The organism is Streptomyces sp. NPDC053513 (assembly GCF_044544765.1).
GTDB lineage: Bacteria > Actinomycetota > Actinomycetes > Streptomycetales > Streptomycetaceae > Streptomyces > Streptomyces litmocidini.
The window spans coordinates 308,609-329,590 of record NZ_JBITXP010000001.1; the positions used below are offsets into that span (position 1 = coordinate 308,609).

Below are 20,982 nucleotides of genomic sequence, written 5' to 3' on the forward strand. Positions count from 1 at the left end.
GACCGGGGACTCCAGAGGGAAGAAGAAGGTGGGCTGCCGCTCGGACCACGGTCCGACGGCAGCCCACCAGTCTAGTTGCTGTTTCTCAGTTGTTCTTCGCGGTGGGTTCCTTCTGGCGCTTCTCCACCGGGCCGCGGCGGACGGAGCCCGGCGCGTTCCACTCCTGGCGCTTCCTGGCCCGGTTCTTCGCGGCCTCGGAGGACTGGAGCTGGTACGGGACGGACGTGACCATCACGCCGGGGGTGAAGAGCAGCCGGCCCTTGAGGCGGAGCGCGGACTGGTTGTGGAGCAGGTGCTCGTACCAGTGGCCGACGACGTACTCGGGGATGTAGACGGAGACGGCGTCGCGCGGGCTCTCGCGGCGCATGTTCTTCACGTACTCGATCACCGGCCGGGTGATCTCGCGGTACGGCGAGTCGAGGATCTTGAGCGGGACGTTGATGTTGCGCCGCTCCCACTCCTCCTTGAGCGCCTTCGTCTCGGCCGGGTCGACGTTGACGGTCAGCGCCTCGAGCTCGCCGGCGTGCATGAGCTTGGCGTAGGCCAGGGCGCGCAGGGTGGGCTTGTGGAGCTTGGAGACGAGGACGATCGAGCGGACCCGGGAGGGGCGCACGTACTCGTCGGGGCGCTCCTCCGCGGCGGCGATCTCCGCGGCGACCGAGTCGTAGTGCCGTCGGATCGCGGTCATCGTCCCGTAGAAGATCACCATGCCGAGCAGGGCGACCCAGGCGCCGTGCGTGAACTTGGTGGCGAGGACGACGACGAGGACGAGGCCGGTGAAGAAGGCGCCGAAGGCGTTGATCGCGCGGGAGCGGATCATGTGGCGGCGCTTGGCCGGGTCCTTCTCGGTCGTCAGGTGGCGGTTCCAGTGCCGGACCATGCCGATCTGGCTGAGGGTGAAGGAGACGAAGACGCCGACGATGTAGAGCTGGATCAGCCGGGTGGAGTCGGCTCCGTAGATCCAGACGAGGAGGGCGGCGGCGCCGGCGAGGAGCACGATGCCGTTGGAGAAGGCGAGGCGGTCGCCGCGGGTGTGCAGCTGGCGCGGCAGGTACCGGTCCTGGGCGAGGATCGAGCCGAGGAGCGGGAAGCCGTTGTACGCGGTGTTGGCGGCCAGGAAGAGCACGAGGGCGGTGGCGGCGGCGAGGACGACGAACAAGAACGTTCCGTCTCCGAAGACGGCGGCCGCGACCTGGGAGATCACCGGGTCCTGGACGTAGCCCGCGCCGAGCGGGACGCCGTTGTGCAGCAGGTCCTCGCCGGGGTTCTCGGCCATCCGGACGTCGGTGGCCATGGCCAGGAAGATGATGCCGCAGAACATGGTGACGGCCAGGCCGCCCATGAGGGCGAGCGTGGTGGCCGCGTTCTTCGACTTCGGCTTGCGGAAGGCGGGGACGCCGTTGGAGATGGCCTCGACGCCGGTGAGGGCGGCACAGCCGGAGGAGAACGCCCGCAGCAGCAGGAAGACCAGCGCGAAGCCGGCCAGGCCCTGGTGCTCGGCCTTGATCTCGAAGTCGGCGGTGGGGGCGCGCATGGTCTCGTCGAGGACGATCCCCCGGTACGCGCCCCAGATGATCATGATGAAGACGCCGGCGACGAAGACGTACGTCGGGATGGCGAAGAGGCTGCCCGACTCCTTCACACCCCGGAGGTTCATGAGGGTGAGGAGGACGATGACCGCGATCGCCGAGGGCACCTTGTGCTCGACGATGAAGGGGACCGCGGAGCCGAGGTTCTCGATGCCCGAGGCGATCGACACGGCGACGGTCAGGACGTAGTCGACGAGCAGGGCGCTCGCGACGGTGAGTCCGGCCTTCGGCCCGAGGTTGGTGGTGGCGACCTCGTAGTCGCCGCCGCCGCTCGGGTACGCGTGCACGTTCTGCCGGTACGACGCGACCACCGTGAACATCAGAACGACGACCGCGAGCGCGATCCACGGGCTGAAGTGGTAGGCCGACAGGCCGGCGACGGAGAGGACGAGCAGCACCTCGCCGGGGGCGTACGCCACCGAGGACAGCGGGTCGGAGGCGAAGACGGGGAGGGCGATCCGCTTCGGGAGAAGGGTCTCTCCCAGCTTGTCGCTGCGCAGGGCCCGCCCGATCAGGATCCGTTTGGGCACGTCGGTCAGTTTGGACACGCAGAGGATCGTAAGCGTTCGAAAAGAGCCACGCGCACCGGCACCCCCGATCCGCACCGAATCTCCCTGAGTACCACCTCGGATGCGGTCCCCGCCAGCGTTGCCGCTTAAGCTCGGACCGGGCGACCCGTCAGGGCGTTGCCCGCCACGGCCCGGGCCGATCGGGCGAGGAAAGTTGTGAGCAGGGTGTATTCGCAGGTCAGCAGGGCGATCAGGAGTGCGGGGTAAGGGGACGTGCACATCGTCATCATGGGCTGCGGGCGAGTGGGAGCCGCTCTCGCGCAGACCCTGGAGCAGCAGGGGCACACCGTCGCGGTCGTGGACCAGGACCCGACGGCTTTCCGCCGTCTGGGCTCGGGTTTCGGCGGCCGGCGGGTCACGGGCGTGGGCTTCGACCAGGACACGCTGCGTGAGGCCGGGATCGAGGAGGCCGGTGCCTTCGCCGCGGTGAGCAGCGGCGACAACTCCAACATCATCGCGGCGCGGGTCGCGCGCGAGATGTTCGGCATCGAGAACGTGGCGGCGCGGATCTACGACCCGCGTCGCGCCGAGGTCTACCAGCGCCTCGGGATCCCGACGGTCGCGACGGTCCGCTGGACCGCCGACCAGATGCTCCGCCGGCTGCTGCCCTCGGGCGCGGAGCCGCTGTGGCGCGACCCGAGCGGTGGCGTGCAGCTCGCCGAGGTGCACACCTCCCCGGCGTGGATCGGCCACAAGGTGAGCCGGCTCCAGGAGGAGACCGGCGTCCGCGTCGCCTTCCTCACCCGGCTGGGCGAAGCGATTCTGCCGACCTCGCAGACGGTGCTCCAGGAAGGTGACCTGGTGCACGTGATGATGCGTACGGACGAGATCGCGAAGGTCGAGGCGGCCTTCGCCGAGGGTCCCGAGGAGGGCGGTCACTGATGCGTGTCGCTATTGCGGGCGCGGGTGCGGTGGGCCGTTCCATCGCGGGCGAGCTCCTGGAGAACGGCCACGAGGTCCTGCTGGTCGACAAGGCGCCGACCGCCATCTCGGTGGAGCGGGTGCCGCAGGCGGAGTGGCTGCTCGCCGACGCCTGCGAGATCACCTCGCTGGACGAGGCGGCGCTGCAGCGCTGCAACGTGGTGATCGCGGCGACCGGTGACGACAAGGTGAACCTGGTCGTCTCGCTGCTCGCCAAGACCGAGTACGGCGTGCCGCGCGTGGTCGCCCGGGTGAACAACCCGAAGAACGAGTGGCTGTTCAACGAGGCCTGGGGCGTGGACGTGGCCGTCTCGACTCCGCGGCTGATGTCGGCCCTGGTCGAGGAGGCGGTGAGCGTCGGCGACCTGGTCCGGCTGCTCCGCTTCAGCCACGGCGACGCGAACCTGGTCGAGCTGACGCTGCCGCCGGAGTCGGCGGTCGCCGGCACCGCCGTGGGGGACGTGGCCTGGCCGCAGGACACCTCGCTGGTGACGATCATCCGCGGTTCGCGGGTGCTGACGCCGAGCCCCGAGGAGACCCTGGAGGCCGGCGACGAGCTGCTGTTCGTGGCCGCGCAGGCCCGCGAGGAGCAGTTGGAGGACCTCCTCCAGGTCCGCCGGGAGACTCCCGAGTCCTGATCCCGGGCGTGGGTGTACGCGGAAGGGCCCGGACCTGGTGGACAGGTCCGGGCCCTCTCTCGTACCGCTGCTCAGGCCCCCGGCCGGTGCTGTGCGGCGGCGGCCGCCTCGCGCTCCTTCTCGGCGCGCTCCTCGGCCTCCATCTCGGCGAAGACGTCGATCGGCGCCGGGGCCTTCGCGAGGAACACCCAGGTGAGGTAGACCGCGAGCAGGAACGGCGGGATCTTGAGGGCGACGAGCACCCAGCCGAACTTGGTGGTGTCGGCCCACCAGTACATCGGGAAGAGGATCGCGCACTTGCCGAGCAGGATCAGGCCCCAGGCCCAGCTGGCCTTGGTGTAGGCCTTCTTGCGGCCCGGGTTGCGGGTGCGCCAGGAGAGGTTCTCCTTGAAGACCGGGCCGAGGATCAGGCCGATCAGGGGCACTCCGGCGAGCGCGGTGATGATGTAGGCCAGGGCGAGGCCCAGGGTGTAGAGCATGCCCGGCAGGTAGAAGTCCTTGGCGTTGCCCGTCATCATCGCGAAGACCACGCCGAAGGCGACGCCGAAGACGCCGCTGAAGGCGTGCTTGACGGTGTCCCTGCGGATCAGCCGGACGGCCACCAGGACCAGCGAGACCGCGAGCGCGGCGATGGCCGAGACGTGCAGGTTCTTGTTGATCGTGAAGATCGTGACGAACAGCAGGCCGGGCAGGACCGTCTCGATCATGCCTCGCAGACCGCCGAAGGCCTCGAAGAGCGCGGCCTCGGTCACGGCCTTGTCCGCCTGGGCGTCCTGGTCCGGGGTCGAGCGGTCCGCGGTCGGCTTGTCGAGGGACGTCACCGGCTACTCCTGTCCGAGCGGTCGGAGCTCGTATTTGGGGTTGAAGAGGACCCGCCGGCCGTGGCTCATGGAGATCCGGCCGGAGGCGATCAGCTTGCGTCCCGGTTCGATGCCCACGATGGAGCGCCGGCCGAGCCACACGACGTCGAGCGGTGCCGTGCCGTCGAAGAGCTCGGCCTCCAGCGCGGGCACACCGGCCCGGGGACGCAGCGTGACCGTGCGCAAGGTACCAGTCACCTTGACTATCTGTCGGTCGGAGCAGTCGGAGATACGCGTGCACCCCGAGGCCTCGGTGTCCTCCTGGAGCTCCTCCGACTCCAGGTCCTCCGGGGAGGAGGAGAGGCGGTCGAGCATCCGGCGGAACCTTCCGGCCGGCTTCTCCGTACGCGGTGCAGCACTCATACAGAAAGCGTACCGGCCACCGCTGTCACCGGAAGCGGCCCCGGACCACCCGCCCGTACGGCTTCCGTTTCAGCGTTCGAAGCGGTACCCCATGCCCGGCTCGGTGACGAAGTGGCGCGGGTGCGAGGGGTCGGTCTCCAGCTTGCGCCGGAGCTGCGCCATGTAGACCCGGAGGTAGTTGGTCTCCGTGCCGTACGAGGGTCCCCAGACCTCCTGGAGGAGCTGCTTCTGGCCGACGAGCCTGCCGGCGTTGCGGACGAGGACCTCCAGGAGGTGCCATTCGGTGGGGGTGAGCCGCACGTCGCGCCCGTCGCGGTGGACCTTCTTCGCGGCCAGGTCGACGGTGAAGCCCGCGGTCTCGACCACGGCGACCCCGTCCTCGGCGCCGCCGACCGGCTCGGCGCGGCGCACGGCCGCGCGCAGCCGGGCGAGCAGCTCGTCCATGCCGAAGGGCTTGGTGACGTAGTCGTCGGCGCCCGCGTCGAGCGCCTCGACCTTCTCGTCGGAGGTCTGCCGGGCGGACAGGACGAGGATCGGCACCCTCGTCCAGCCGCGCAGGCCCTTGATCACGTCGACGCCGTCCATGTCGGGCAGTCCGAGGTCGAGGACGACGACGTCGGGTTGGCGTTCGGCGGCGAGCCGGAGGGCGGTGGCGCCGTCGGGCGCGGCGTCGACCTCGTACTTCCGCGCCTTCAGGTTGATCACCAGGGCGCGGACGATCTGCGGCTCGTCGTCGACCACGAGGACCCGGGTCATGGAGGGGGCCTGCCTTCTTCGTCGTGTCGGGGTACGGATGTCGGGAGGGTACGGAGGTGGGTACCGGCGCCGGATACGGGTGCGGCCGCCGGTCAGGTCACGGCGCGGGCCGGGAGGCCGGCGGCCGGGGCCCGGGGGCCGCCCGGCGCGGCGCGCAGGGTGAGCACCATGGTGAGGCCGCCGCCGGGGGTGTCCTCGGCGCCGAGCGTCCCGCCCATGGCCTCGACGAAGCCGCGGGCGACGGCGAGGCCGAGGCCGACGCCGGAGCCGCGCGGGGCGTCGCCGAGGCGTTGGAAGGGCTCGAAGATGCCGTCCTTGGCCTCGTCGGGGACGCCGGGGCCGCGGTCCACGACCCGCAGCTCGACCCGGTCCCCCAGGGCGCTGGCGGCGACGGCGACGGGCACGCCCTCGGGGCTGTACTTCACGGCGTTCTCCACGATGTTGGCGACGGCCCGCTCCAGGAGGCCCTTGTCGACCTCGACCATGGGCAGCGTCTCGGGGATGTCGAGCTCGGCGCTGCCGTCGGGCACTCCCCCGAGGGCCATGGGGACGACCTCGTCGAGGTCGACGGCCCGGATCAGGGGGGTGACCGTGCCGGTCTGGAGGCGGGACATGTCGAGGAGGTTGCCCACGAGGTGGTCGAGGCGGTCGGCGCCGGCCTCGATGCCCTCCAGGAGCTCGGCCCTGTCCTGCTCGGACCATTCGACGTCGTCGGAGCGGAGGGAGGAGACGGAGGCCTTGATGCTCGCGAGCGGGGTCCGCAGGTCGTGGCTGACGGCGGCGAGCAGGGAGGTGCGGATCTTGTTGCCCTCGGCCAGTTTCCGGGCCTCCTCGGCCTCGCCGACGAGCCGTTGCCGGTCGAGGACGACCGCGGCCTGGGCGGCGAAGGCGCCGAGCACCCGCCGGTCCTCGGCGGGCAGCACCCGGCCGGTCAGGGCGAGCGCCAGGTGGTCGCCGACGGGCATGTCCACGTCGGCGTCCTCCGGCCGGGCCGCGGGATGGGGGCCGACGCTCGCGGCCCGGGTCCACGGCTCGACGTCGTCCGCGCGCTCCAGGAGGGCCACGGACTCCATGGAGAAGGTCTCGCGGACCCGTTCCAGGAGGGCGTCCAGGCTCGTCTCGCCGCGCAGCACGCTGCCGGCCAGGTAGGAGAGCACCTCGGACTCGGCGCGCAGCCGGGCGGCCTGGTGGGTGCGCCGGGCGGCCAGGTCGACCACGGAGGCGACCGACATCGCGACGCCGAAGAAGACGGCGATGGCGACGATGTTGAGGGGGTCGGCGATGGTCAGGCGGTGGACCGGCGGGGTGAAGAACCAGTTGAGGAGGAGGGAGCCGGCGGCGGCCGAGGCGAGCGCCGGCAGGAACCCGCCGAGCAGCGCGGCGGCCACGGTCAGGGCGAGGAAGAGCAGCATGTCGTTGGCGAGCCCGAGGTCGGCGTCGACGTGCGTGAGGAGCAGGGCCAGGGCGACCGGGCCCGCGACGCCGGCGAGCCAGCCGCCGAGGATCCGGGAGCGGCCGAGGCGGGCGCCGCGCGCGACGGGCAGGCCCCGGCCCTTGGCGACCTCGTCGTGGGTGACGATGTGGACGTCGAGGTCGGGTCCGGAGTCGCGGGCCACGGTCTGGCCGACGCCGGGGCCGAGCACGTACTGCCAGGTCCGGCGGCGGCTGGAGCCGAGGACGATCTGGGTGGCGTTGACCCCGCGGGCGAATTCCAGGAGCGCCGAGGGGATGTCGTCGCCGATGACGTGGTGGAACGTTCCGCCGAGGTCCTCGACGAGGGTGCGCTGGACGGCCAGCTCCTTCGGGGAGGCGGCGGTGAGGCCGTCGCTGCGGGCGATGTAGACGGCGAGGACCTCGCCGCCGGCGCCCTTCTCGGCGAGCCGGGTGGCGCGTCGTATGAGGGTGCGGCCCTCGGGGCCGCCGGTCAGACCGACGACGATGCGCTCCCGGGCCTGCCAGGTGGAGCGGATGCCGTGCTCGCCCCGGTACTGCCGGAGGTATTCGTCGACCCGGTCGGCGGTCCAGAGCAGGGCCAGTTCGCGCAGGGCCGTGAGGTTGCCGGGGCGGAAGTAGTTGGAGAGGGCCGCGTCGACCTTGTCCGGGGTGTAGACGTTGCCGTGGGCCATCCGCCGCCGCAGCGCCTTCGGGTCCATGTCGACCAGTTCGATCTGGTCGGCCCGGCGCACCACCTCGTCGGGGACGGTCTCCCGCTGCCGCACCCCGGTGATCGCCTCGACTACGTCGCCGAGGGACTCCAGGTGCTGGATGTTGACGGTCGACACGACGTCGATGCCGGCGGCGAGGAGTTCGGCGACGTCCTGCCACCGCTTGGGGTTGCGGGAGCCCGGCACGTTCGTGTGGGCGAGCTCGTCGACGAGGGCGACGGCGGGACGGCGGGCGAGGACGGCGTCGACGTCCATCTCCGTGAAGGCCGCCCCCCGGTGCTCCAGGGTGCGGCGCGGGACCTCCTCCAGGCCGTGCAGCATGGCCTCCGTGCGCGGTCGGCCGTGGTGCTCCACGAACGCCGCCACGCAGTCCGTGCCGCGCTCCGCCCGGCGGCGGCCCTCGGCGAGCATCGCGTAGGTCTTGCCGACGCCCGGCGCAGCGCCGAGGTAGATCCGAAGCTTGCCGCGTCCCATGGTCTCGACCATACGTCCAGCCAATCGGACATTCGGTGCGCGGGGAGGGGCCGCGGGCGGTATTGACGTGATCCTGATGTGCCCCGCGACCTGGCCGCCGAGGGGGCGCCCCGCGCCGGACCGGCCCCGGGGGAGAACGGCCGGTGGGCCGTCTCCCGTACGAGGGGTACGGGAGACGGTCCACCGGCCTTGCCACACGTCGGCGGAGCCCGGGGCTCGGCGGAGCCTGGGGCTCATCGGAGCCCGGGGACTCAGCGGATCTCGGAGATCTCCGGACCGCGCTGGAGCTGGCCCATGCCGCCGGAGAAGCGGGAGCTCTCCTGCTCCTCCTGCTGCACGCCGTCCGGCACCATCTGCGCGTCGTTCGGCAGCTTGAGGACGATCGGGTCGCGCGGGGCCATCGGGCCCTCGCCGCGGACGACCACGGTGTCCCGGACGATCTGCTCCAGGAGGCCGGCGGCCTCGGGCTGGACCGCGCCCTGCCCGGAGATCACTCCGCGCAGGAACCAGCGGGGCCCGTCGACGCCCACGAAGCGGACCAGCTGCACGCCGCGGTTGCCGTCCGGCAGCTGCACCGGGACCTGGGCCCGCAGCTCCCAGCCGAGCGGGCCCTCGACCTCGTCGATGGCGCCGCCCTGCTGGACGATGCCGGTGGCGATCTCGTCGCGGACCTCGCCCCAGATGCCCTCGTTCTTGGGGGCGGCGAAGGCCTGCAGCTGTACGGCGCTGTCGCGCAGGACGACGGTGGCCGCGACGATCGCGTCGCCCGCCACCTCGACCCGCAGTTCCATGCCCTCGACTCCGGGCACGAAGATTCCGCCGAGGTCCACGCGGCCCTCGTCGGGCTTGGCGACCTCGGAGATGTCCCAGGGCCCGTCGGGCCGGGGCGCCGGCGGAAGGTTCACGCGGCGCGGCTCGGCCGCGTCCTCGCCCTCCACCGCGTCGACGACCTGCTCGGCCTCGCCCGCCGCGTCCTCGGCGGCACCGCTCTTCTTGCGACGTCCGAACACGTCACTGTCCTTCCCGGTCGGATACGACCGAAGCGTATCGATTCCCACCCGTTGTGCCGTCCACGGCGGCATGACCGCCGGTGGACCCGAAGCCCCCCTCGGCCCGCGCCGAACCGGGAAGCTCCGCCACCTCGTGGAAGCGGACCTTCTCGACCTGCTGGACGACGAGTTGGGCAATCCGATCGAATCGTTCGAACCGCACGTCCTCGCGCGGGTCGAGATTGACCACGATCACCTTGATCTCTCCACGGTACCCGGCATCGACCGTCCCGGGGGCATTCACGAGCGCCACTCCGCAGCGGGCGGCGAGACCGGAGCGCGGGTGCACGAAGGCCGCGTACCCGTCCGGCAGGGCGATGGAGATCCCGGTGGGCAGCACGGCGCGCTCCCCGGGGGCCAGCACGGCGGCCTCGGTGGTCACGAGGTCGGCACCGGCGTCGCCGGGGTGCCCGTAGGCCGGGATCGGCACGTCCGGGTCCACTCGCCGGATCAGTACGTCGACAGGGCTGCGCATCAGGGGTTCACCTCGAAGGCGCGGGCGCGCCGGACCTGGTCGGGGTCGGACATGGCGGCCCGGATCTCCTCCGGGCGGCCGTTGTCGATGAAGTGGTCGACCTTGACCTCGATGAAGAGGGCGTCGGCGCGGACGGCGACGGGGCCCTCGGGCCCGCCGATCCGTCCGACGGCGGTCGAGTAGATCTTGCGGCCGTGCACGGCGGTGACGGCGGCCTCCAGGTGGAGCACGGTGCCGACCGGGACGGGCCGGGCGAAGTCGGTCTCCAGGCGTCCGGTCACGGCGATGACCCGCAGCAGCCAGTTCAGGGAGCCGAGGGTCTCGTCGAGCGCGGTGGCGAGGACGCCGCCGTGCGCGAGGCCGGGGGCGCCCTGGTGGTCGGGGGTCACCGTGAACTCGGCGGTGACGGTCACGCCCTCGCCCGCGCGCGCTTCCAGGTGGAGGCCGTGGGGCTGTCCGCCGCCGCACCCGAAGCAGTACTCGTAGTGTGCACCGAGCAGCTCCCCGGGGGCCGGCGCGTCCGGGTGGCGTACCGGCGGTATGGCGTCGGCCGGCGGGGTGAGGGCGGCAGATGTTGCAGTCACAGCCGCAGACCTTACCCGCGCGGATGCCCGCAGGTCGCGCCGTGGCAGGCTTGGACGCATGCAGCCTTCCGCACCGTCCCCGGGCCCCTCCCCCGTGTCCCCCGCCGCGCCGCGCTTCGACGAGCGGCTGACGGCGCCCCGCTCGTGGTGGGTGATCGTGGTTCTGATCGGTCTCTCCGGCGCCCTGATCATGTTCCCGCTGGGCACGGTCCCGATGCTGGGCGGCCTGATCGCGGCGGCGGTGATCGCCGGGGTGGTGGTCTCCTCGTACGGCTCCGCCCGGATCCGGGTGGTGGCCGGTTCGCTGGTGGCGGGCGACGCCCGGATCCCGGTGGCGGCGCTCGGGGCGGCCGAGGCGCTCGACGCGGAGGAGGCGCGCGCCTGGCGCAGCCACAAGGCGGACCCGCGCGCCTTCATGCTGATGCGGAGCTACGTGCCGGGGGCGGTACGGGTCGAGGTGACCGACCCGGCGGACCCGACGCCGTACGTGTACCTGTCCAGCCGCGATCCGGAGGCGCTGGTCGCGGCCCTGGAGGCGGAGCGCGCCTGATCCGGCGCGCCCGCCCGCGTCAGAAGCCCGGCTCCTCGGCGTTCTCGGGCTGCTGCGTCAGAAGCCCGGCTCCTCGGCGTTCTCGGGCTGCTCCAGCGGGGGCAGCTCCGGGAGGGCGTCCCAGGGGACCTGGCGGGCACGGAGGTCCTTGCGGATGTGCCCGGCGAGTCTCCTGGTGTCGCGGCGGTTCATGACGGCGCCGACGGCGGCGCCCACCATGAAGGGCATGAGGTTCGGCAGGTTGCGCACCATGCGCTTCGTGATCTGCTGGCGCAGTTCGCGCTTGAGCTGACCGCCGAGTGCGGCGTTCACCGTGGTGGGCTTGGTGGGGTCGATGCCCCGCTCCTCGGCCCAGGAGGTCAGATAGGCCGCCGAGCGCTGGGTGAGCCGGCCGGGGGGCCGCAGTCCGTAGACCTCGTGCAGTTCGGCGATGAGTTTGAGCTCCACGGCGGCGACGCCGGTGATCTCGGCCGCCAGCTCGGCCGGCAGGGCCGGGGGCACGGGGAGCATGGCGGCGGCGCCGACGCCGGCGCCCACGGTCGAGCTCGCGTTCGCCGCGCCGGCGACGAGTTTGTCGGCGAGCTCCTCGGGGCCGAGGCCGGGGAACTGCTTGCGCAGGGTCGCCAGGTCGCGGACGGGAATCCGCGGGGCGAGGTCGATCAGCCGGTCGGCCAGATAGCCCAGGCCGGCCTTGGCGCCGTCTCCGCCGCGCCTCACGCCCTGTCGGACGCTCTGTGTGACGCCGCGCCGGACGACGTCGATCCGGTCGGAGCCGATCCTGATCCGGTCGAGCCGGGCCCGCGCGGGATTGGCCAGCCGCCTGACGGCGCCGCGGCGTCCGCCCTGCCGGGCGTCGGCCGGTGCGTCGCCCTGTCCCGCCGGCGGGCGCGCCGGATCCGTCTCGGCGGCCTCGACGACCGCTTCGAGCGAGGCCGGGAGGCCTCGCTCGTCGTCACGTGCGCCGAGGGAGGGCAGGGAGGCGGTGCGCTCGGCTTCAGGGGCCTCCTGGGCGCCCTCCGCCGGGCCTGAGCCGCCCTTGTGCGTCTCCGGGCTCCGGGGGAGCCGCAGACGCCGCTTCCGGGACGGGGTGTCGCCTGCCACGGCCGAGCGGTCTCAGTCGCAGTCGCGGCAGATCGGCTGGCCGTTCTTCTCCCGCGCCAGCTGGCTGCGGTGGTGCACGAGGAAGCAGCTCATGCAGGTGAACTCGTCGGCCTGCTTGGGCAGGACCCGGACGGCCAGCTCCTCGTTCGAGAGGTCGGCGCCGGGAAGCTCCAGGCCTTCGGCGGCCTCGAACTCGTCGACGTCGACGGTCGAGGTCGACTTGTCGTTCCGGCGGGCCTTCAGTTCCTCAAGGCTGTCCGAGTCGACGTCGTCGTCGGTCTTGCGTGGGGTGTCGTAATCCGTTGCCATGTCGCTCTCCCCCTCTGGGTGGTTGCGGTGTCTCCAGCGCACGTAACGCGTGAGAGGTCGGACTTGTGCCCGACCTGAGGCGGAGATTTTGCCTCACATCAAGGTCTGTTACTCAATCGACACCCGTCGGGCACTCTCGCGAGTGATCGGCTTCGGGTGGCGAACCGGACCGTACACGGTCCTCGGGGCGGCCCTCGCAGGCGCCACCCCGTGTACTTCCCGTCATTCCGGGCCCGGGAAACCCGGACTTTTCCTGGTTTTCCGAGGGTTTTCCCGGTCACGGAGAGTGGAGGGCCGAACACCCTCTCCTGTGATCGATCACACATGAGCGTCTCAGGATCGGGGCTCCGGAATTCCGCGCAAAGCGAACGGAACCGGTCGGCTCGTGCAGTGTGTCAGATCGGCAGAGTGACGCGCATCACGAGTCCGCCGCCCTCGCGCGGCTCCGCGATGATACGGCCGCCGTGGGCGCGGGCCACGGAGCGGGCGATCGACAGGCCGAGACCGACCCCCTTGTCGCTGCCGGTCCGCTCCTGCCGGAGCCTTCTGAACGGCTCGAAGAGGTTGTCGATCTCGTACGCGGGGACCACCGGTCCCGTGTTCGAGACGACCAGGACCGCCTGGCCGTCCTTGGCCTCGGTGGTGACCTCCACCCAGCCCCCCTCCGGCACGTTGTACCGCACGGCGTTCTGGAGCAGGTTCAGCGCGATCCGTTCGAGGAGCACGCCGTTGCCCTGGACGACGGCGGGCGCGCGCTCGCCGCGGATCTCCACGCCCTTGGCCTCGGCCTCGGCGTGCACCTGGTCGACGCCGCGCTCGGCGGCCTCGGCCAGGTCGACGGGTTTGCGCTCGATGATCTGGTTGTCGCTGCGGGCGAGCAGCAGCAGGCCCTCGACGAGCTGTTCGCTGCGCTCGTTGGTGGCGAGCAGGGTCTTGCCGAGCTGCTGGAGCTCCACCGGCGCCCCGGGGTCCGAGAGGTGGACCTCCAGGAGGGTGCGGTTGATCGCGAGCGGGGTCCGCAGCTCGTGCGAGGCGTTCGCGACGAAGCGCTGCTGGGCCGTGAAGGCGCGCTCCAGGCGGTCCAGCATCTCGTCGAAGGTGTCGGCGAGCTCCTTGAGCTCGTCGTCGGGGCCGTCCAGCTCGATCCGCCGGGACAGGTCGGAGCCGGCCACCTGGCGGGCGGTCCGGGTGATCCGGCCGAGCGGGGAGAGCACCCGTCCCGCCATGGCGTAGCCGAAGGCGAAGGCGATGATGCTCAGGCCGAGCAGGGCGAAGAGGGACCGGCGCAGGAGGTCTTCCAGGGCGATGTCGCTCTGGTGCCGCAGACAGAGCGTGACGGCGTCGTTGAGCTGGTCGCCGGTGGGCGACTCGGGCAGCCGGCACCAGGAGGTGGTGGGCTGGACCGTGCCGTTGACGACCTTGAAGGGCAGCTGGGAGGTGCTGTCGCTGAGCGCCTGGGCGGTGAAGAGGTAGATGATCGACAGCAGCAGGATGCCGGCGATCAGGAACATCCCGCCGTACAGCAGCGTGAGCCGTATCCGGATGGTCGGGCGCAGCAGCGGCCGGACGGGGTCCCGGGGGTCCCAGGTCGGTTTCGGGGGCGCCTGGGGGTGGGGCGCGGGTGTGGTGGCCATCGGGTCAGATCCGGTACCCGGAGCCGGGGACGGTGACGATGACGGGCGGCTCGCCGAGCTTGCGGCGGAGGGTCATGACGGTGACGCGCACGACGTTGGTGAACGGGTCGGTGTTCTCGTCCCAGGCCTTCTCCAGGAGCTGCTCGGCCGAGACGACGGCGCCCTCGCTGCGCATGAGGACCTCCAGGACGGCGAACTCCTTCGGCGCGAGCTGGACCTCCCGGCCCTCTCGGAAGACCTCGCGGCGGTTGGGGTCGAGCTTGATGCCGGCGCGCTCCAGGACGGGCGGGAGCGGGACGGTGGTGCGGCGGCCGAGGGCGCGCACGCGCGCGGTGAGCTCGGTGAAGGCGAAGGGCTTGGGGAGGTAGTCGTCCGCCCCGAGCTCCAGGCCCTCGACGCGGTCGCTGACGTCGCCGGAGGCGGTGAGCATCAGGACGCGGGTGGGCATGCCGAGCTCGACGATCTTGCGGCAGACGTCGTCGCCGTGGACGAGCGGGAGGTCGCGGTCGAGGACGACGACGTCGTAGTCGTTGACCTCCACGCGCTCCAGGGCCGCGGCGCCGTCGTACACGACGTCGACGGCCATGGCCTCCCGGCGCAGTCCGGTGGCCACCGCATCGGCGAGCAGCTGCTCGTCCTCGACGACGAGTACGCGCACGTCGTTCATTCCTTCCCGTCGAGCCGCTGTCCGGGGTGGGGACCGGCTGAGTTCCACGCACTGACTGTGCGTGTCCATCCTGCCCCGTACGCGCGTAAACCGGCTGTAAGTCGGGGGTGCGGGGCCTCGGGCGGGAGGGGGCGCGCGACGGGGCGCGCGGGCCGGAACGAAGAATTCACCGGATTCGCGGGCCAGTTGAGGTTTCTCTGAGGAAGGGGTTGGGGAGGACGACTGCACACCCCGTGATCACGCCCTGTATGTGGCGCGCCACCTACCGCTCTCTGTCCCCCAGAGTTCGCAGTGCGTGATCCACCCACCCTCGGCACACCCCCGTGCCACCGGACCCACGAGGAGGGGGCGCACGATGGACGCTTTCACCGCAGGACTGCTGCACCGCATCAGGACCACGCAGACGGACCTCACGCGGGCCCGTGAGACGGGCGACGACTACCTGGCGGAGGTGGAGCAGGCGGAGCTGGAAGACCTGCACCGGCTGGCCGCCGAGCACGGCGTGGAGGTGGCCTCGCCGGGCGTCTGACCCGTCCCACCCGCACTTCGTCCGACCGTACGCACGCGTGGGCCCCGGCGCCGTCCCGGCACCGGGGCCCACGCGCGTCCGTCTCCCGGCCCGACGGGGCCCTGTCCGGCCCGACCGGGAAGGTCCGCCGGTCCCGCTAGTCGTGCCAGGCCCCCAGCTCCTCCAGGAGCTCCTGGAGGGGCTCGAAGAGACCCGGGGAGGCCGCGAGCGTCAGTTCGCCCGACTCCGGCTCCCCGGGGCGGCCGCCCGTGCGGCCGCCGGCCTCGCGGGCGATGAGCGCGCCCGCCGCGAGGTCCCAGGGGTTGAGGCCGCGCTCGTAGTACGCGTCGAGGCGGCCGGCGGCGACGTCGCAGAGGTCGATGGCGGCCGAGCCGCCGCGCCGGATGTCGCGGACGCGCGGGATGACCCGCTGGGCCACGTCGGCCTGGTGGGCGCGGCGGGCCTGGAGGTACCCGAAGCCGGTGCCGAGGAGGGCCTGGTCGAGCGGGGGCGAGGGGCGGACGGCGAGCCGCCGCTCCCCCGCGTACGCCCCGCTGCCGAGGACCGCGCGGTAGGTCTCGCCGCGCATCGGCGCCTCGACGACGCCGACGACCGTCTCGCCGTCCCGTTCGGCGGCGATCGAGACGGCCCAGGTGGGCAGGCCGTACAGGTAGTTCACGGTGCCGTCGAGCGGGTCGATCACCCAGCGGACCCCGCTGGTCCCGGGGCTCGACGCGCCCTCCTCGCCGAGGAAGCCGTCGTGCGGGCGGTGCTCCGAGAGGAAGCCGGTGATCAGCTTCTCGGCGGCGATGTCCATCTCGGTGACCACGTCGATGGGGCTGGACTTGGTCCTCGCCACGGCCAGGTCGTCGGGCCGGCCGTCGCGCAGCAGCGCTCCGGCCCGCCGGGCGGCCCCCAGGGCGAGGTCGAGCAGTTCGGTGAGCAGGGGGTCGGTCACGTCGGCTCCTTACGCGTACGGGCTGTCGGCGCCGGCCGCCGCCGGCCGTTCGGCCCGGGCCGGGCAGCAGCCGATCGGGCAGAGGTCGTGGGAGGGCCCGAGCGCGCCCAGGGCGCACCGCTCCGCCGTGCTCCCCCGCTCGCGCGCCGCCCGCTCCAGGACGAGCTCGCGGACGGCGGCGGCGAAGCGCGGGTCGGCCCCGACGGTCGCCGAGCGGCGGACGGGCAGGCCGAGCTCGGCCGCCTTGGCCGTGGCCTCGGTGTCGAGGTCGTAGAGGACCTCCATGTGGTCGGAGACGAAGCCGATCGGGACCATGACGGCGGCGGGCACGCCGGCCCCGTGCAGCTCCTCCAGGTGGTCGCAGATGTCGGGTTCCAGCCACGGGATGTGGGGGGCGCCGCTGCGGGACTGGTAGACGAGCTTCCACGGGTGGTCGACGCCGGTCTCCTCGCGGACGGCGTCGACGATCACCCGCGCGACGTCGAGGTGCTGGCGCACGTAGGCCCCGCCCTCGCCGTGCTCGGTGACCGGGCCGGAGGTGTCGGCGGCGGAGTCGGGGATGGAGTGGGTGGTGAAGGCGAGGTGGGCACGGTCCCGCACGGCCGGGTCGAGCTCGGCGAGCGAGGCGAGGACGCCCTCGACCATGGGCCCGACGAAGCCGGGGTGGTTGAAGTAGTGCCGGAGCTTGTCGACCCGGGGCAGTGGGAGCCCCTCCGCCTCCAGGGTGGCGAGCGCGTCGGCGAGGTTCTCGCGGTACTGGCGGCAGCCGGAGTAGGAGGCGTACGCGCTGGTGGTGAGGACGGCGATGTGGCGCCGTCCGTCGGTGATCATCTCGCGGAGGGTGTCGGTGAGGTACGGCGCCCAGTTCCGGTTTCCCCAGTAGACCGGCAGGTCGAGTCCGGCCTGCTCGAAGTCCTTCCGCAGCGCGTCGAGGAGCGCGCGGTTCTGGTCGTTGATCGGGGAGACGCCGCCGAAGAGGAAGTAGTGCTGTCCCACTTCCTTGAGCCGTTCCTTCGGGATGCCGCGGCCGCGGGTCACGTTCTCCAGGAACGGGACCACGTCGTCAGGACCCTCGGGGCCGCCGAAGGAGAGCAGCAGCAGGGCGTCGTACGGGGCGGGATCGTGCTGATCGGACATGGCACCGATCCTCCCACCCGCCTCGGACGGCGAGGGGCACGGCCCGTGGTCGCGGAACCCTTCGTCCGAAAAAGGAGGATGACCGATCGACTTCAACACCGTAGGCTTTAGCTATTAATTACACGTGTTGACCAAGGACCTCTCTTGCCCAGTCCCTACCGCGCGATCTTCGCGGCGCCCGGAACCGCCTCGTTCTCCGTGGCGGGCTTCCTCGGCCGGATGCCGCTCTCCATGATGGGCATCGGCATCGTGACCATGATTTCGCAGGTCACCGGCCGATACGGTCTCGCCGGGGCGCTCTCGGCGACGCTCGCGATGTCCGCGGCGGTCCTCGGCCCGCTCGTCTCGCGCCTGGTCGACCGGCACGGACAGCGCAGGGTGCTCCGCCCGGTGACGCTGGTCTCGCTCTCCGCCGCCGCCGGACTCCTCCTCTGCGTGCAGCAGAAGGCACCGGACTGGACCCTCTTCGTCTTCACGGGCGTGATCGGCGTCGTGCCGAGCGTCGGCGCGATGACCCGTGCCCGGTGGGCGGAGATCTACCGGGGCGAGGAGCGGCGCCTGCACACGGCGTACTCCTGGGAGTCGATCGTCGACGAGGTGTGCTTCATCTTCGGCCCGATCCTCTCGATCGGACTGTCGACGGCGTGGTTCCCCGAGGCCGGTCCGCTGTTCGCCGGGGTGTTCCTGGCCGCCGGCGTGTTCTGGCTGACCTCGCAGCGCGCCACCGAGCCGGTCCCCCACCCGCAGCCCGGCGCCCGGGGCGCCTCCGCGCTCCGCTCCCGCGGCCTCCAGGTCCTCACCCTCGCCTTCGTCGCCACCGGCGCGATCTTCGGCTCGGTGGACGTGGTGACCGTGGCCTTCGCCGAGGAGCAGGGCCACAAGGCCGCCGCCAGCCTCGTCCTGGCCGTGTACGCGCTGGGCTCCGGCCTGGCCGGCGCCGTCTTCGGGCTGCTCCACCTCAAGGGCGAGCCGTACCGCAGATGGCTCCTGGGCATCTGTGCGATGGCCGTGAGTATGATCCCCCTCCTACTGGCCGGGAACCTGCCGTTGCTGGCCGTGGCGCTCTTTGTCGCGGGCCTGTCCATCGCGCCGACGATGGTGACCACCATGGCCCTCGTCGAAGCGCACGTACCGCGCACCAAGCTGACCGAGGGCATGACCTGGACGAGTACCGGGCTCGCGGTCGGCGTGGCGCTCGGCTCCTCGGCCGCCGGCTGGGTGGTCGACGCGTCGGGGGCCGAGGCGGGGTACGTGGTGCCCGTCGTCTCGGGCGCGCTCGCGGTCGCGGTGGGTCTCCTCGGACACCGCCGGCTGCGCAGGCCGGCGCCGAACCGGGAGGGGCAGCGTGAGCAGGACGACAGCGGGGTCGGGGAGCGCCAGGACGGCGGGCAGCCCGTGGCGTAACTGGGCGGGGAACGTCACCTCCCGCCCGGCGCGCGAGGTGAGTCCGGCCTCGGCCGAGGAGCTCGCCGAGGCGGTGCGCCGTGCGGCCGAGGACGGGCTGCGGGTGAAGACGGTCGGCACCGGCCACTCCTTCACCTCGATCGCGGCCACCGACGGCGTGCTGATCCGGCCGGGCCTGCTCACCGGCATCCGGCGGATCGACCGCGAGGCGATGACCGTGACGGTCGAGTCGGGCACCCCGCTGAAGCGGCTCAACGTGGCGCTGGCCCGGGAGGGCCTCTCGCTCACGAACATGGGCGACATCATGGAGCAGACCGTCGCCGGCGCCACCTCCACCGGCACGCACGGCACGGGCCGCGAGTCGGCGTCCATCGCCGCGCAGATCCGCGAGCTGGAGCTGGTCACGGCCTCCGGCGAGCTGCTCACCTGCTCGGAGAAGGAGAACCCCGAGGTCTTCGCGGCCGCCAGGATCGGTCTCGGCGCCCTCGGGGTGGTCACGGCGATCACCTTCGCGGTGGAGCCGGTCTTCCTGCTCACCGCGCGTGAGGAGCCGATGAGCTTCGACCGGGTCACCTCGGAGTTCGACGCGCTGCACGCGGAGAACGAGCACTTCGAGTTCTACTGGTTCCCCCACACGGACAACTGCAACACCAAGCGCAACAACCGCAGCGCGGGCCCCGCCGCTCCTCCGGGACGGATCAGCGGCTGGATCGAGGACGAGCTCCTCTCCAACGGGGTCTTCCAGCTCGCCTGTTCGCTGGGCCGCGCGGTGCCGCCGGTGATCCCGTCGATCGCCAAGGTCTCCAGCCGGGCCCTGTCGGCCCGTACGTACACCGACATCCCGTACAAGGTCTTCACCTCGCCGCGGCGGGTCCGCTTCCTGGAGATGGAGTACGCGCTCCCGCGGGAGGCGGCGGTCGCCGCGCTGCGCGAGCTCAAGGCGATGATCGAGCGTTCGCCGCTCAAGGTGAGCTTCCCGGTGGAGGTGCGCACGGCCCCGGCGGACGACATCGCGCTGTCCACGGCCTCGGGGCGGGAGACCGCGTACATCGCCGTCCACCTCTACAGGGGAACGCCCCACCGGGCGTACTTCACCGCGGTGGAGCGCATCATGACGGCGCACGGCGGCCGGCCCCACTGGGGCAAGGTCCACACCCGCGACGCCGCCTACCTCTCCGAGGCCTATCCGCGCTTCGCCGAGTTCACGGCGCTGCGCGACCGGCTCGACCCGGACCGGCTGTTCGCCAACGACCATCTGCGCCGGGTCCTGGGCGACTGACGGTCACTCGGTTCCCGTGCCGGTCCCGGCTCCGGCCGTCGCCGGGGCCGAGGGGGTCCGGGGCGGCTCCGTGCCGGTGGTCGGGTCCTGGGTCGGCGCCGTCGGTTCCGTCGGCCCCTCCGGTTCCGTCGGTTCCGTCGTCGGGGCGGTCGGCGCGGGCGTCGTCCCGTCACCGGCGGAACCGGAGGGGGCGGGCTCCGCCGAGGGCGTTCCCGCGCCGGTCCCCGGGCCGCCCGGGGTCGGCGTGGACCCCGTCGTGGGGGTGCCCGCGCCGTCCCGCTGCCGCCCGGTGCCGTCGGCGGATCCCGAGGGCGTCGGGGCGGGCTCCCGGTCCCGCTCGGAGGTGTCGTGGCCGGTGCTTCCGCCGCCGCGGACGACGGAGCCGAAGGTGGTGGTGCCCTGCTTGCCGCTGAAGTCCTGTCCGGCGACCAGTTCGTAGGCGGTGATGCCGCCCATCGTGACGCCGAAGACCAGGGCGGCGGCGATCGCCGGGCGCTTCCAGCCCCGGACGCGGGTGCCGTGGGTGGTCGCCGCGCCGAACTCCCCGTCGGACGGGGGCGGGGCCTGGAGGGCGCCCAGCAGGAGGGTGCGGTCGTCCTGCCGCCCGGCCGGGACCGGGACCTGACGCGCCTTCGGCTTGGCCGCCGCGGTCACGTCGCGGACCTGTTCGCCGGTGCGCTTGAAGAGCTGCTGGAAGAGCGGGCCGCCGCAGGTCGCGATGACACTGATCACACCGGCGCCGAGGATCGTGCCGTACACGCCGAGGGTCGAGGCGAGTTTGGCGGCGATGACCGCGGCCAGGGCGCTGCCGGAGACCTGAGCCACGCTCAGGTCGATCCTGCCGCCGCTCTTCTTCCCCTCCTCCGGCTCGTCCCCGTCGATTTCCGGCCTGTGACGCATCTCCGACCCCTGCTGGCTCATCCGTTCGGCTTGCACCCAGAAGGGACAAACAGGAGAAGCGAATAGTTCCGTTTCTGCTGTTTCTGTGAAGA

At 72.2% G+C, this 20,982-nt stretch carries 21 protein-coding genes; 6 read left to right on the forward strand and 15 right to left on the reverse strand.

The features are described 5' to 3' along the window. Positions 1–85: 85 nt before the first annotated feature. Positions 86–2,137 (reverse strand): APC family permease, encoded by a 2,052-nt coding sequence (locus ACIGW4_RS01250; RefSeq protein WP_123455841.1) that lies wholly within the window; start codon positions 2,135–2,137, stop codon positions 86–88. 234 nt (positions 2,138–2,371) lie between these two features. On the opposite strand from ACIGW4_RS01250, the gene ACIGW4_RS01255 reads away from it, so the two are divergent. Both ACIGW4_RS01255 and ACIGW4_RS01260 read left to right on the forward strand, forming a co-directional pair. After that, positions 2,372–3,040, forward strand: a complete 669-nt coding sequence (locus ACIGW4_RS01255) for a TrkA family potassium uptake protein (protein ID WP_041131658.1) — start codon at positions 2,372–2,374, stop codon at positions 3,038–3,040. Then, positions 3,040–3,717 (forward strand): TrkA family potassium uptake protein, encoded by a 678-nt coding sequence (locus tag ACIGW4_RS01260; RefSeq protein WP_123455840.1) that lies wholly within the window; start codon positions 3,040–3,042, stop codon positions 3,715–3,717. Before ACIGW4_RS01255 ends, ACIGW4_RS01260 begins: the two co-directional genes overlap by 1 nt. Positions 3,718–3,788: 71 nt before the next feature. Here ACIGW4_RS01260 and ACIGW4_RS01265 read toward each other — a convergent pair whose 3' ends face one another. The 7 genes from ACIGW4_RS01265 to ACIGW4_RS01295 form a co-directional block, all read right to left on the reverse strand. After that, positions 3,789–4,538, reverse strand: coding sequence for a DUF3159 domain-containing protein (locus tag ACIGW4_RS01265; protein WP_399577650.1), 750 nt, complete (start codon positions 4,536–4,538; stop codon positions 3,789–3,791). Positions 4,539–4,541: 3 nt separating this feature from the next. Beyond that, a complete protein-coding gene (locus ACIGW4_RS01270; RefSeq protein ID WP_123455838.1) occupies positions 4,542–4,940 on the reverse strand; it encodes an OB-fold nucleic acid binding domain-containing protein in 399 nt (132 codons plus the stop codon). Positions 4,941–5,009: 69 nt separating this feature from the next. Beyond that, positions 5,010–5,696, reverse strand: a complete 687-nt coding sequence (locus tag ACIGW4_RS01275; RefSeq protein WP_123455837.1) for a response regulator — start codon at positions 5,694–5,696, stop codon at positions 5,010–5,012. A 92-nt stretch (positions 5,697–5,788) separates the two neighbouring features. Next, positions 5,789–8,335 (reverse strand): sensor histidine kinase KdpD, encoded by a 2,547-nt coding sequence (locus tag ACIGW4_RS01280; protein WP_359588460.1) that lies wholly within the window; start codon positions 8,333–8,335, stop codon positions 5,789–5,791. Positions 8,336–8,586: 251 nt separating this feature from the next. Beyond that, entirely contained in the window at positions 8,587–9,345 is a 759-nt protein-coding gene (locus ACIGW4_RS01285) for a DUF3710 domain-containing protein (protein ID WP_123455836.1), read from the reverse strand. Between the two features lies 1 nt (position 9,346). Next, positions 9,347–9,859, reverse strand: a complete 513-nt coding sequence (gene dut, locus ACIGW4_RS01290; RefSeq protein WP_399577653.1) for a dUTP diphosphatase — start codon at positions 9,857–9,859, stop codon at positions 9,347–9,349. After that, the gene (locus tag ACIGW4_RS01295; RefSeq protein WP_086823749.1) at positions 9,859–10,443 is read right to left on the reverse strand and encodes a PaaI family thioesterase; all 585 of its coding nucleotides are present in this window, start codon (positions 10,441–10,443) and stop codon (positions 9,859–9,861) included. Before ACIGW4_RS01295 ends, dut begins: the two co-directional genes overlap by 1 nt. 58 nt (positions 10,444–10,501) lie before the next feature. Here ACIGW4_RS01295 and ACIGW4_RS01300 point away from each other — a divergent pair, with 58 nt between their 5' ends. Next, positions 10,502–10,993, forward strand: coding sequence for a DUF3093 domain-containing protein (locus ACIGW4_RS01300; RefSeq protein ID WP_185094658.1), 492 nt, complete (start codon positions 10,502–10,504; stop codon positions 10,991–10,993). A gap of 57 nt (positions 10,994–11,050) precedes the next feature. On the opposite strand, the gene ACIGW4_RS01305 is transcribed toward ACIGW4_RS01300, so the two are convergent. The 4 genes from ACIGW4_RS01305 to ACIGW4_RS01320 form a co-directional block, all read right to left on the reverse strand. Continuing rightward, a complete protein-coding gene (locus tag ACIGW4_RS01305; RefSeq protein WP_123455833.1) occupies positions 11,051–12,094 on the reverse strand; it encodes a hypothetical protein in 1,044 nt (347 codons plus the stop codon). 12 nt (positions 12,095–12,106) lie between these two features. Continuing rightward, positions 12,107–12,403, reverse strand: coding sequence for a DUF4193 domain-containing protein (locus ACIGW4_RS01310; protein WP_003955561.1), 297 nt, complete (start codon positions 12,401–12,403; stop codon positions 12,107–12,109). Positions 12,404–12,798: 395 nt separating this feature from the next. Then, positions 12,799–14,037: a cell wall metabolism sensor histidine kinase WalK gene (locus tag ACIGW4_RS01315; RefSeq protein ID WP_123455832.1), complete on the reverse strand. Its 1,239-nt coding sequence runs from the start codon at positions 14,035–14,037 to the stop codon at positions 12,799–12,801. 4 nt (positions 14,038–14,041) lie between these two features. Next, on the reverse strand, positions 14,042–14,695 hold the full coding sequence (locus ACIGW4_RS01320; protein ID WP_123457530.1) for a response regulator transcription factor: 654 nt from the start codon (positions 14,693–14,695) through the stop codon (positions 14,042–14,044). 364 nt (positions 14,696–15,059) lie between these two features. Between ACIGW4_RS01320 and ACIGW4_RS01325 the strand changes: the two genes are divergently transcribed. Next, positions 15,060–15,233, forward strand: a complete 174-nt coding sequence (locus ACIGW4_RS01325; protein WP_177181614.1) for a hypothetical protein — start codon at positions 15,060–15,062, stop codon at positions 15,231–15,233. 136 nt (positions 15,234–15,369) lie between these two features. Here ACIGW4_RS01325 and ACIGW4_RS01330 read toward each other — a convergent pair whose 3' ends face one another. Further along, the gene (locus tag ACIGW4_RS01330) at positions 15,370–16,170 is read right to left on the reverse strand and encodes an inositol monophosphatase family protein (RefSeq protein ID WP_399577657.1); all 801 of its coding nucleotides are present in this window, start codon (positions 16,168–16,170) and stop codon (positions 15,370–15,372) included. Between the two features lie 9 nt (positions 16,171–16,179). Then, on the reverse strand, positions 16,180–17,307 hold the full coding sequence (locus ACIGW4_RS01335) for a ferrochelatase (protein ID WP_123455830.1): 1,128 nt from the start codon (positions 17,305–17,307) through the stop codon (positions 16,180–16,182). Between the two features lie 144 nt (positions 17,308–17,451). Between ACIGW4_RS01335 and ACIGW4_RS01340 the strand changes: the two genes are divergently transcribed. Together ACIGW4_RS01340 and ACIGW4_RS01345 are read left to right on the forward strand one after the other, a co-directional pair. Beyond that, positions 17,452–18,711: an MFS transporter gene (locus ACIGW4_RS01340; protein WP_359588464.1), complete on the forward strand. Its 1,260-nt coding sequence runs from the start codon at positions 17,452–17,454 to the stop codon at positions 18,709–18,711. Beyond that, on the forward strand, positions 18,653–19,990 hold the full coding sequence (locus tag ACIGW4_RS01345; protein ID WP_123455828.1) for a D-arabinono-1,4-lactone oxidase: 1,338 nt from the start codon (positions 18,653–18,655) through the stop codon (positions 19,988–19,990). The genes ACIGW4_RS01340 and ACIGW4_RS01345 overlap by 59 nt, the downstream gene beginning before the upstream one ends. A 3-nt stretch (positions 19,991–19,993) precedes the next feature. Here the strand turns inward: ACIGW4_RS01345 and ACIGW4_RS01350 are convergent, their stop codons facing one another. Then, positions 19,994–20,890, reverse strand: coding sequence for a hypothetical protein (locus tag ACIGW4_RS01350; RefSeq protein ID WP_399577660.1), 897 nt, complete (start codon positions 20,888–20,890; stop codon positions 19,994–19,996). Positions 20,891–20,982 lie beyond the last annotated feature (92 nt).